7 protein-coding genes are annotated in these 12,560 nt (G+C 62.2%); 6 read left to right on the forward strand and 1 reads right to left on the reverse strand.

All coding sequences use genetic code 11. The features are described 5' to 3' along the window. Window positions 1-45: 45 nt before the first annotated feature. From IQ16_RS45370 to IQ16_RS39350, 3 genes are read left to right on the forward strand one after another with little or no spacing between them, the layout of a single operon-like run. Window positions 46-8,034 carry a hypothetical protein gene (locus tag IQ16_RS45370; protein ID WP_208751662.1) on the forward strand — a complete coding sequence of 2,663 codons (7,989 nt, stop codon included), beginning with the start codon at window positions 46-48 and terminating at the stop codon, window positions 8,032-8,034. A 30-nt stretch (window positions 8,035-8,064) separates the two neighbouring features. After that, window positions 8,065-8,340: a hypothetical protein gene (locus IQ16_RS39345; RefSeq protein WP_145832130.1), complete on the forward strand. Its 276-nt coding sequence runs from the start codon at window positions 8,065-8,067 to the stop codon at window positions 8,338-8,340. Between the two features lie 41 nt (window positions 8,341-8,381). Then, on the forward strand, window positions 8,382-8,609 hold the full coding sequence (locus tag IQ16_RS39350; RefSeq protein WP_145832131.1) for a hypothetical protein: 228 nt from the start codon (window positions 8,382-8,384) through the stop codon (window positions 8,607-8,609). 25 nt (window positions 8,610-8,634) lie between these two features. Here IQ16_RS39350 and IQ16_RS39355 read toward each other — a convergent pair whose 3' ends face one another. Then, window positions 8,635-9,081 carry a hypothetical protein gene (locus IQ16_RS39355; RefSeq protein WP_145832132.1) on the reverse strand — a complete coding sequence of 149 codons (447 nt, stop codon included), beginning with the start codon at window positions 9,079-9,081 and terminating at the stop codon, window positions 8,635-8,637. Between the two features lie 178 nt (window positions 9,082-9,259). On the opposite strand from IQ16_RS39355, the gene IQ16_RS39360 reads away from it, so the two are divergent. The 3 genes from IQ16_RS39360 to IQ16_RS39370 all read left to right on the forward strand — a co-directional run. Further along, entirely contained in the window at window positions 9,260-9,730 is a 471-nt protein-coding gene (locus IQ16_RS39360; protein ID WP_018646323.1) for a hypothetical protein, read from the forward strand. Window positions 9,731-9,795: 65 nt separating this feature from the next. Next, window positions 9,796-10,143, forward strand: coding sequence for a hypothetical protein (locus tag IQ16_RS39365; protein ID WP_018646322.1), 348 nt, complete (start codon window positions 9,796-9,798; stop codon window positions 10,141-10,143). A gap of 338 nt (window positions 10,144-10,481) precedes the next feature. Then, window positions 10,482-12,560 (forward strand): DUF7507 domain-containing protein (locus IQ16_RS39370; protein WP_208751663.1); only part of this gene is annotated, 2,079 nt, incomplete at its 3' end.

Below are 12,560 nucleotides of genomic sequence, written 5' to 3' on the forward strand. Positions count from 1 at the left end.
CCGGTGCAGGCGAGCTACGCCTCGGGCAGCGGCAGCAGCCAGCTGGTGTTCACCTATACGGTCCAGGCTGGCCAGAACGATGCCAACGGCATCAGCATCGACGTCAACGCGCTGAGCCTCAACGGCGGCACGATCACGGATGCCGCAGGCAACGCGGCGGTGCTGACCGCGGCCGCGGTGGCCGATAATGCCAGCTACAAGGTCGATACCGCCGCACCGACCGTGAGCCGCGAGGCGATCACCAGCGCGACGGGCGCGCAGAACAGCACGCTCAATGCCGGCGACGTGGTCAGCGTGACCGTGACGTTCAGCGAGAGCGTCACGGTGACGGGGACGCCGCAACTGGCCCTGAACATCGGCGGGACACCGGTGCAGGCCAGCTACGCCTCGGGCAGCGGCAGCAGCCAGCTGGTGTTCACCTACACGATCCAGGCTGGCCAGAACGATGCCAACGGCATCAGCCTCAACGCCAATGCGCTGGGCCTGAACGGCGGCACGATCGCGGACGCGGCCGGGAATGCCGCGGTGCTGACCGCGGCCGCGGTGGCGGACAATGCCAGCTACAAGGTCGATACCGCCGCACCGACGGTGAGCAGTGAAGTGATCACCAGTGCGACGGGGGTGCAGAACGGCACGCTCAATGCCGGCGACGTGGCCAGCGTCACCGTGTCGTTCAGCGAGAGCGTCACGGTGACGGGGACGCCGCAGCTGGCCTTGAACATCGGCGGGACGCTGGTGCAGGCCAGTTACGCCTCCGGCAGTGGCAGCGCCCAGCTGGTGTTCACCTATACGATCCAGGCCGGGCAGAATGATGCCAACGGCATCAGCATCAACGCCAATGCCTTGAGCCTGAACGGCGGCGCGATCACGGACGCGGCCGGCAATGCGGCGGTGCTGACCGCGGCCGCGGTGGCCGACAATGCCAGCTACGTCGTCGACACCAGTTCGCCGACGGAATCCGTTGCGATTTCGTCTGTCGCCGGAAGCTCGTCCTCGACCAGCACCTCGATAATCGTGACGGGGACGAATGGTACGCTTGCGCTTGGCGACAAGGTCCAGATCAGCACGGACAACGTGATATGGACGGACGTTGTCCGGAACGGCTTGGTCCGGTGGACCTTCACCGACAGTACGGTCCGAAGCTCGAATTTCACTTACTTCACGCGCGTGGTCGATTCGGCGGGCAACGTCGGCGCGACGGCGGCGATACCGATACTGGTCACCAGCGGCGGCGCCAGCGTCGCGATGAGCCCGGCAGGCGGTGTCGTCGAGTTCACCGGGTCCGGCGGCACTCTGCAGATTGGCGCGGCCGTCACTGCAACGATCAATGCCATTTCGATCGCAAGCGGGCCGGTTGCGATCGGTGGAAGCGCCAACATTACCACCAGCGCCGGCGATGCGATCGATCTCTATGCGACCGGTGCAAGTGCGGGCAATCCCGCGAACCTGACCGTCAATCCTACGGGCCAGATCACCGGCGCCGGAAGCGCTCTCTCCGTGATTCAGAATGCCGCCGGATCGATCACGGTCACGACGTCGGGGACGGTGACCGGCCTGGCGGGCAGGGGCATTCTTGCTCAACAGAACGCGACGGGCACGGGCAGCATCCTGATCAATGGATCAGGCAGCGTGACGGGAACCGGCGCCGCGTTCAGCGGGATCGTCGCCGTCAACCTCAATTCGGCGAACAATGGCGATATCACCGTCAGCCAAAGCGGAAATATCGCGGGCGGTCACGACGGCATCCGTGTCCAGACCAACGGCAACGGCAATATCAGTGTAACCACGGCACCCAATCCGCTCGAGGCGACCGCGCAGATCGTAGGTTCGACGCTCTACGGTATCGAGGCGCAATCCAAGGGTACCGGCAATATCCAGATCAATGCGGGCGCCGGCACGGTCATCACATCAGGCGGCGTCGGCATCAACGCGTACAACGAAGCGGTCTCGCTGCCCAAGGTCGGCGGCGTGATCGCAAGCTCGATTTCGATCAATGCGAGCGGCGCGATCAACTCAGGCACGGCCCTGACCGGACAGGGCGGCCGTCCGGCCGGCATCCTCGCCGGCTACAAGGGCGGCGCGACCAATACCGTCAATTCCAGCGTGTTCGGCAACGTTGTCATCAGCAACTCCGCCACCATCAATGCGGCGGGTGGTGACGGCATCCGCGGCTACAATTTCGGGCCCGGCAACGTTAGCATCAGCAATTCCGGAACCATTGTTGCCAGCGATGTCTATGGCATCGCCGGCTCGAGCAGCAGCACTGGCAACGTTTCGGTCACGACGACTGCGAGCTCCAGCATCACCTCTGGGTCGCACGGTATCCTCGCGATCAATCAGGGCACTTCCATTCTGCAGAGCCTGGGCTCGACCGTCACCGTCACGGCCGCCGGCACGATCAACTCGGGTGTGCATCTGTCGGCCGGAGGTGCCCAGCCGGCGGGCATTTCAGCTGGCTACTATGGCAGCAACGGGACTTCAAACCCGAACATCAACGGCTCGGTCCTTGTCGACAATGCCGCCAATATTTCGGCGAGAGCCGGATATGGCATCATTGGCTTCAATGTCGGCTACGGCAACATCACGATCATAAACAGGGCCGACAAGTCGGTGAGCGGAGCGCAGTTCGGCATCTTCGCCGGTTCGTCCGTCAACGGCACCGCGTCGCCTTCCAATGTTTCGATCAGCGTCGAAGCCAATTCGACGCCGACGGCTGCCGCGGTGACTGCGAGCTCGCTCATGGGCCTCGCCGCAATCAACGCCAACAACACAAGCGGCGGCAATATCACGATCACGACCGGCGCCAATGACCAGTTCATGTCCGGCGGCTACGGCATCAACGCCAATTCGGCGGCCGTCAGCGTCGCCTCCGGAAATCAGATATCGGTCACCACGTCGACGGGAGCGATCAACTCGGGCTTCAATTTCCTCTCGGGCGGCGGCACGCCTGCCGGCATCTCGGCTGGCTACTCGGTCGTCTCGCCGGCCAACATTCACGGCAACGTCGTTGTGGACAATGCGGCGACCGTCACCGCGGCTTCGGGGCCCGGCATCAATCTCTACAACAACGGCAATGGCAATATCAGCGCAACGCTGCGGCCGACGTCGTCTGTCGTCGCGGCGCAGGGAAGCGGCGTTAATGCATTCTCGGCGGCGGGCGGCAGCATCACGATCAACAACCAGGGCGTCATCAGCGCGGCGGGCATCGGCATCTCGGTCGGCAACGGATCCAGTGCTTCGGTCAATGGGTTGATCGCGATTTCCAATTCCGGAACGATCAATGCACCCGGTGTACCGTTCATGCCCGTCGTGGCGATCGGCAACGGCAACAGCACTCAGACTGCAACGGTTTCCAACGCCGCGGGCAAGTTCATCGCCTCGAATCTCTTTGCCCGCACGACCAACAACTTCGCCATCTCGGTCTTCGCCGGCAATGGGTCGGTCACCAACAACGGCTCGATCACCGGAAATATCAGCTTTAGCGGGACTGGCAGCGGCAGCGTCAACAACACGCTCGGGGCAACCTGGAATATCAATGGCTCGAACTTCTTCGGCAGCGGCGCGAACGCGATCAGCAATGCCGGCATCATCAATATGCTCGGTCTTGCTGCCCTGTCCGGGGCAGGCGCGATTGCGCTGTCGAACACGGGTAACATATCCGTTTTGCCCAACAGCTCGGCGCAGATCTTCGCCAACGTGACCGGTGCGGGCTCGATCTTGCTGGGCGACCGCTCGGCCCTCGAGCTCGGACTGTCTGTTGCGGCTACACAAACCATCAATTTTGGCGGCAGGGGACTTCTGACGTTCGACAACCCGGCCTCGGTTGGTGCGAATCTGCCGCTCAACTTCAGCGCCAGCGGCGGCGGCAATGTTGGCTCCATCATCACCCTAGGGAGTGGCGGCATCACCGCTGCGAACATCAGCGGCTCTACGCTGACCGTGAGCGGCGTGCAAAACTATGCATTCCAGGTGTCCGGAACCGGGCTGTCCGGAAATATGTTCGATGTTCTCTCGTCGAACCGAATCGTGCTGGTGCCGACCAGCGCGACGATCATCTCCGGCGTCACCACGTCGCAATCGCCGCTGACGCCCGTAGGCTTCTACATCCTCGACAACGACCACATCAACAGCAGCACTGGGCCTGGGTTCAACCTATCGACGACTGACGGAGTTGCTGCGAATACGTACACGGTCGTGGCCAACGCAAGTTCCGACATTGTGATCAACGGTGCCTTTCCCGGTCTCCGGGTCGCGACACAGGGCGCCAGCGGCGCGATCATCAATGCCGCGACTATATCCGGCCCTACTGCCAGCACCGGTCCCAACACTGGCCTCGTCGTGGATACCACGCAAGGCGGCAACACGGGCAGCGGCTCCGCCGATATCGTCAATTTTGCGAATGTGAGCGGTGTCGCCAACGCCATTTCCGCCACGACGGTCAACGGCAGTATCAATATTGTCAGCGTGGGCGCCGCGCTGACCGGAACGAACTCGTACGGAATCCTGGGCGTGTCCAGCGGTACGGGCGGCGTCACCATCACGACGTCGGGCGGCACGATCAATGCCGGCTTTAACGGCATCCGCGCCGCCGCGCTGCAGGAAACCACCCCCGGGCCGGGCGGCAATATCATCATCTACAACTCGTCTACCATTACGAGCGGGACGAACACTGCAAACATTGCGGGCAGCGGCGCGGCCGGTCTTCGCGCGCGAATTCTCAATAACAACACCACGGTGCCGAACGCGGTGATCACAGGTGACGTCACGATCGAGAATCGCGCCAGCATCACGGCGCAGGCCGGCGCGGGCATTTTTGCCGACAATTACGGTTCGGGAAATACGTCGGTTACATTTGCGCCTGGCCAGTATGCGATCACGGCGGTCAATGGGGGCGCCACTGGCATCGGCAGCGGCCTTACCCAGTACGGTATCTTTGCCTTCACCTACGGTACGGGAAGCTCGCTGGTGAATGCCGGCTGGGGCACCACCATCACCTCGGGCAGCACGGGTATCAATGCCGGCAACCAGGCCACCACGATTGCTTCGGGCAGCGCCAGCACCGTCTCGGTCTATAGCCAGGGGTTCATTTCATCCGGAACGAACGTCAACAACGGCGGCAGCGCACAGTCCGCGATCCAGGCGGGCTACAATCCTGGCGGCAACGGCGCATTCAGTTCTGCCGTGTACGGCGACGTGATCGTCTATGTCGCGAGCGACGGCAATCCCTTCGGCAACTCCAATCCGACTCTGCTTGCCGCGGCGGGGCCCGGCATCCTTGCGTACGACTATGGCGTCGGCAACATCACGGTCAACGTCGGCTCGGGTGTCTCGATTCAGGCGCTGACGCCTGCAACGTCGTCGGGGGGCGGCAACGCTCCCTACGGCATCGGCGCCACCAATCGCGGCTCGGGCAACATTGTTGTCGTGACGTCGAATGGCTCCTCCATCAATTCCGGCAGCACCGGCATCAACGCCGTCAATGACGCAAATCCGACGGTGGGCTCAGATCTGGCCAATTTGTTTGCGGCCAACGTCGCCGCGGGCGAACCTGCTGTGGTCGCGGTGACGGCAGCCGGCACGATCACGGCCGGCGGACTGCCCACCAACAGCAACGGTACACCGTCGGGGATTGCCGCCGGCTTCTTTGGCGGAGGGGGGCATTCGAACCAGTATGTCAGCGGCAACGTCTTCATCAACAACGCGGCGGTCGTCTCCGCCGCCGGCTTCGGCCTCCAGGGGTACAATTACGGTTACGGCAATATAACGATCAATGACGCCTCGGGCGCCAACATCACGGCGGGCTCGAACGGCATCTACGCCCACGCCGATGGCGGGTTCACCGATCCGGTGACGTCGAGCGCGCTGTCCCGTGACATTGCCGTCACGGTCTATGCCAACACGACCATCACCGCCGGCTCCGCAACGTTCAACAAGGCTTACGGTATCCTCGCCCTGAGCACCAATGCCGGCAGTATATCGGTGGTCACGTCGACGGGAGATACGATCGACTCCCACCAGGGCGGCGCCGGCATCAATGCGGTCAACGAGGCCACGAGCATTGCGCCGTCGTTCAACAGTTCGGTGATCGTGACGAACGCGGCCTTCGTACACTCCGGCATCGGCACCACCGGATTCAACAGCCAGCCGGCCGGTATCCTCGCAGGCTATATCGGTCAGGCGACGGACCCAAGTCTGAACAATCCACCGAACCCCGCGAACTACAACGTCTATGGCGAGGTTGTCGTCAATAACTTCGGCGATGTCACCGCCGATGCGGGCGATGGCATCAGGGCGTACAGCTATGGTGTCGGCGACGTTAGCGTCAATAATTTCTCGGGGATCATCACGGCGCTCGGCGGTGCAAATCCGCCGAACGGAACGGGTGTCGGCATTCTCGCGCAGAATTTTGGGCCGGGCAGCATTCATGTGACGACCTCGGCCACGACTTCGATCACGTCCGGTAGCTCCGGCATTGCTGCGGTCAACAAGGCGACCACGGCCGATCCCGCCAATCTCTCCGTGGTCGTGCCCGCGACGTCTGAGGTCTTCGTGAATGCGTTCGGCACGATCCACTCCGGAACGACCCCGACGGGCACCGTCGCCGCCGACCCCGCCGCGGGAATTCTGGCCGGCTACAATCCCAACAATCAGAACACGGCCAACGATGCGGTCCACGGCAATGTCGTGGTTCACGATCACGCCACGATCGTCGCCCCGACAGGAACCGACGGCATCCGCGCGGTGAATTACGGCGTCGGCGACATCGCTGTTACGGTCGAGTCGGATTCCCGCGTGTTCGCGGGCCGGTACGGTGTTGCGGCGTTCGGCTTCGATGGCGGCGATGTGAGCGTCACGATCGACGGCTCGGTGATTGGTGGCACGGCGGGGCTCGACGTCACCACGACCGGCACGGGCCTGGTCACCATCGACAATGCCGGCGTCGTTGAGGGCATCGTCCTCGGCTACAACGCGACGTTCACGAACGAAGCGGGTGCGGATTGGCAATTCAGCGGCGCCAGCGCGTTCACCGGCACCAGCACGCTCTCGAATGCCGGTACGATCGAAAGCACCGGCACGTCGTCGATTCTGGGCTTGGCGGGCTTCACCAATACCGGAACGATCGCGGTGGAATCCGGCAGCCTGACCATCGGCACCGCGGTGACCGGCGGCGGCGCGGCGGTCATCTATAGCGCTTCGCTCGTGTTCAGCGCGGCGGCGGACGCCAACATTACCTTCGACACCGGCAAGAGTACGCCCGGGACCTTGGTGCTTGCCGACGCCGCTCATTTCACCGGCACGGTTACCGGCTTTGCATTTGGAGATGCGATCGATCTCGTCGGGATCGCTCCTGCGAACGTGAGCGTGTCCAGTTCGGGTGGTCTGCACGTGGATTTCGGCGTCGGCTCGTTCGCTCTCGCCGGCAGCTACGATCCGACCGGCTTCCTCATCGCTTCCGACGGGCAGGGGGGCGCGAAGGTCAGCTGGAATCATCAGGGGCCTGTCATCGATACCAGCCAACTGACCGTCAACTTCAACAGTGGCACCTACACCGTGAGCGGGATTCAGGTGACCGACAGCGATCCGAGCGTTCCGACCGCGCCGGTCGTGACTTACACGCCCGGCGGTACGCCGCCCGCGTACGAGAAGGTAGCGTTGACGCTGTCGGACATTGCCGGCGCCACTCAAGTCGTGAATTTCATCTTTCAGAACGGCACGGGGACGACCGTGCAGGGCACCTCCGGCAACGACGTCATCTTCGCTGCGAGCGGTCAGGACGTGCTCACCGGGGGCGGAGGCCGGGACCAGTTCGTGTTCGCGGCGCCTCCGGCTTCGACGCCCGTCCAGCATACGATCACCGATTTCACGACGGGAATCGACAAGCTCGACGTTCGTCAGTTCACGAACGTGTCCTGGGCTTCGGCGGCGGACAGTCCCAATGACACGGTGGTGACGCTCGATGCCAACGATTCCATCCTGCTCAAGAACATCGTGGCGTCGAACCTCAAGGCAGGCGACTTCATCTTCCATGTGTAGTCGGCGCTAGCAGGAGGTGGACTGAACGGAATGCGTAACGTAGAGGCCTTGTTGAATTCGCTGGTCGATGTCGATCGCAGCATGCTGATCTCGGTGTTGTCGATGGAGGTGCAGACGGCCACAAAGCTCGCAATGAGTGGGCACCAGCGCACCGCCTGGCAGCGCGCGAAGAGGCGAAGCGCCGTCGAGCACGCTGCCCGTCTCGCGCATATCCTGGCCTATTTCAAATATGGGGAGACGCCGGCCGGCATGTCGGAGGACGATCGCCGGCTTTGCAGCAGTCTCGTGGAGAAGCGTAGCGTGTAGGTTGACCGGGTGCCCCTGTCTGGAAGATATTTGATGAAGAGTTGACCGCCATGAATGAAAACGACGCGCTCGTGCTGGATCTTGCGATTGGCAGCCGCTTCCGGGTGAGGTCCCTCGGCAAGCATAGCAAGCGTTTGGACGGGAGGACGGGACGGGTCGTCGGCTTTGCCCAGACCAAGAACGCGCTGCGGGTCATTCTGGACGGGCACAAGCATCCGCAAACGCTGCATCGCAGCTATCTGGAGCCGCTGGTCGAGACCGCGTCCTAAAGCGGCCGCCCCCCGCGGCGCGGCGTCAGTTGGATTCGATCGGTGCGATCAGGTCGACGATGCGGAGCAGGCCCTGGCAGACACGCCAGATGCAGCCGGTGCCGAGAAACAGTTCGGTTGCTGCGTTCATGTCGCCAAACTGGAGGTGATATCCATTGGCGACCACGTTGATGGATATCCTGATGCCATTCGTGCCCACCAGCTGGGTGCGCGCCGTATGGACCGCTTCGACCAGCCGCCGTCCAAACTCCCTGGCATCGTCGAGATCAAGCGCAACGAGCCGCGGTGGCGTGCGTGCCTGGTTGAACGGATACACGGCGTCGATGAGGATGGTGTGGCCGTCCGATAGCAACAGCAGCTGGCTGACCGACTTTCCGGCCGGAAACAGGAAGCATCGCTCGTCGAGGTCGATCTTGATCTCGTACTTCGGCCGCAACTCTGCAATGATCCGGGGTGCGGGATTGATACTCATCGTGCTGCAACGCGAATTGACCGTAACATGGCTTTATCCTAGGTCGCTCGTGTGGAAGCAGCAAGGCGGATGCGTCAAGGTTAATGCGTCTATCCCGGGCCGCCCTGGGCAGTATAGTTGACGCATAGTTGGGCAGAGGGGCCGAGGAGGTCCCAACCACATTTCGGGGCGTTGAGTAATGGCGATCAGGATTGCGGCGGTGAGCTCCGCCACCATGTCGGATGACAAAAAGGAATTCATCGTCCAGACCACGGGCAAATATACCGGTGCACTGGAGCTGAGATTCGCCAGTGACTGCGTCGACGATCTGATCGCGGTACTGACAAAGGTGCGAGGCGGTGCGCAGCCGGCGGCGTCAAAAGGCGGCGCGGCCCTTGCCGCCGAAGCAGCCGCCCCCGGTGCCGAAGCCGCAGCGCAGACCAAACCGGGCGCGACCGGCAATGCCGACGAGGTGAGGTTCGAAATCCCCAAGAACTGCACGATTTCCGCCGACACCAGCGGCCGCGGCCTTGTGCTCTTCATCCTCAATCACCGGCTGGAAAGCCAGGCCGGTTACGCGTTCTCGCCGGACGCCGCGAAACAGTTGGCCGGCGGGCTCACCAAGAGCGCCGATGCATTGCTGGCGCAGCGGGGGACCCCCAAGAGTTAAACCAGATGCGACCCCGTGGGGGGTGGCCGCGCGTCACTTAAACTCCGTTATTGCAAGAATTTACGATGATAAATAACGCGACCACCCTCAGCATTCGTCCGAAATGGCCCGAGATCGCCGATCACTTCGCGGTCTGGTCGCAAGGCCGCGAGATCGGCAGGATCCGCCACGCGCGGGATGCGAATGGGCCCGATCGTTCGTGGGAGTGGTTCGTCGTGATCCCGATGGGCCTTCCGGCATGGGCGAGCGGCGCAGCTCAAGACAGGGACGCGGCGATCAAGGCCTTCAGCGCAGCCTGGGGAAGGCTGCTCAAGGAAACGCAACCCGAGCGGATGCAGCGCGCGTGGGAGCTGCACGGCGCGGCGCAGTCGAGGGCAGGCGATGCCCGTTCCCCGGTCGTAGCCGAGAGCTGAAAGCAGGCTGATCCTTCTGCACATCCCGGCTCCGCCGAAGGTATTTACCAACCTCCGGGCGCGGAGATTGCCGAGATTTCCCGAATATAGGACGGCTTGTCGTTGTTTAATTCGCCGACTAAAGGTTGCATTAATTGTAAATAGTTGCTTAAATTTCCCGGTTTGATTGTTTCTGGGCAGGCAGGGCTGTTTTGATTGATTTTTTGCCGACGGAGGTCTGCATAGGCCGGCGCGCGCGTTTGCGTGTGCCGGTTTTTTGTGCGCAACCGAAGGCGGCATTCCTGCCTCCTCCCACGTGACTTTGCAATTTTTGTTGCGATTTTTTGGAGGCTTAGGTCATGGCAATTTACAAGTACGATCCGGCGAGCGGCGTGTACGTTCCTGTCGATGACTCTCAGTTGATCGCCGATCCGACGCTAGCGGCCACGTCCGTGAGCACCAATCAATCCGATTATGCGCCTGGTTCGACTGCCTACTTCACGGCCAACGTCGGTGTGGGCGATACCGTGACGTTTGAAGTCACTGACGTGGCTGGCAATCCCGTGGCCGGCACGAATGTGCCCTGGACAGTCGTGGATGGCGGTGCCGGTGACCTCGACGGCCTTGCCAATGGCGTGGTGGTCACCGCCTGGGATGTCGGGCAGGACGCGCTTGGCGAGTCGTTCGTGCTGAGCGCCACTGACACGACATCAGGCGTCATGACGACCACGGCCTTCACCGACAGCATCACCGGTGCAGTAGACGTCACCAATCAAAGTTCGACTGCGCAGGTCAATGGCGCGATATTCACGAACACGACGACGGCGGTTTCGACCGGCACGGGTGTGTTCGATTCCTTCCTCGTGATGCAGAACGCTCCCACTGAATCGGGTTTCAATACGGATGGAACGCCGCTGCCGCTGGATGACAAGTCGCAAGCGCACACGAATGCGCTCTTGTTGGACGCCATTCCGACGGTCGTCGGCAGCGCAGCGAACGGGGGCAATATCGGCGTCCTCTACAGAGAGTTTCGGATAGACATCAACCAGAGCGGCAGCAAGAACGCCCCGCAGCTCATCTCCCTGGACCAGCTCAAGATCTATCAGGCGGGCTCTGGCACGCTCACCGATCTGACGGGACTGACGCCGATTTTCGACCTTGATGGCGGTGGCGACAAGACCGTGTTGCTGAATGCGCAGTGGGATGCCGGCAGCGGCAAGGGCGATTATGTCGTCCTGATTGCGGATAGCCTGTTCGACCATTCGGGAGCCACGCCTAACGTCTATCTCTATTCGGCATTCGGCGGAGGAACGAGCGGCGCCGATGCTGCGACCTACGCCGCGAATAGCGGATTCGAGGAATGGGGCGTGCTCGCGGCCGCTCGCCCCAGCATCAATATCGACAAGGTGACGGGCGATGGTCCCGGTGGATTGATCACTGATGGCGACGGCGTGACGATCACGGCCGGCAGCCCCGTTACCTGGACCTATACGGTCACGAACACTGGCAATGTCGGGCTGTCAAACATCGAGGTGATTGACGACCACGGTGTCACCGTGACACCCACTCTCGCCGGTGGGCACAATATCGGCGATACCAACCACGACAACATCCTGGATGTGACCGAGACTTGGATTTACACGGCTAAGGGAACTGCGGTCGATACATCCGGCCTTCCTGGTGGCCAATACCACAACATCGGTACGGTGACCGGCGATTACGTCACCAAGGGCAAGGACGGCACGACCACCCATGTCTCGGACACCGATCCGTCGAGTTACATCGGCGTGAGCCGGGTGGGAACCGCGATCATCTCGATCGATAAGGTCACGTTCGACGGGGACACTTCGGCCCTGACAGTGAAGACCGATTTCGACAGCGGCACCGATGGCGCCACGATCCTGGCCAACGAAAACGTCTCCTGGATCTACAAGATTACCAATCCAGGCGACGTGGCCCTGTCCAACGTCCACGTAACGGATAACCAGCCTGGCGTGACCCCCGTATATTTGACCGGGGACACCAATAGCGACGGCAAGCTGGACACGAACGAGACCTGGTACTTCAGCGCATCAGGTAAGGCAATTGACGGCCTCTACCAGAACGTCGGCGAAGTGAGCGGCGACCCGCCGGTCGGCATCACGGTTTCCGATCAGGACCTGTCGGGCTACACGGGCGTGACGCCTGGGATCGCGATCAACAAGGTTACGGTCGACGGGTCGAAGTCGGGTGACGGGCTGACGATTCTGTCGGGCGAGGGAATCAGCTGGCAATATACGGTCACCAACACCGGCAACGTCGCGCTCTCGAACGTCGCGGTGACCGACTCGGTTGGTGGCGTCAATCCGCACTACGTGAGCGGCGATGCGAACAGCAACGGCCTGCTGGAGACCAGCGAAACCTGGATCTTCTCGGCAGACGGCACGGCTGTAACGGGC

The sequence above is a fragment of the Bradyrhizobium huanghuaihaiense genome (genome assembly GCF_007830635.1).
Lineage (GTDB): Bacteria > Pseudomonadota > Alphaproteobacteria > Rhizobiales > Xanthobacteraceae > Bradyrhizobium > Bradyrhizobium huanghuaihaiense.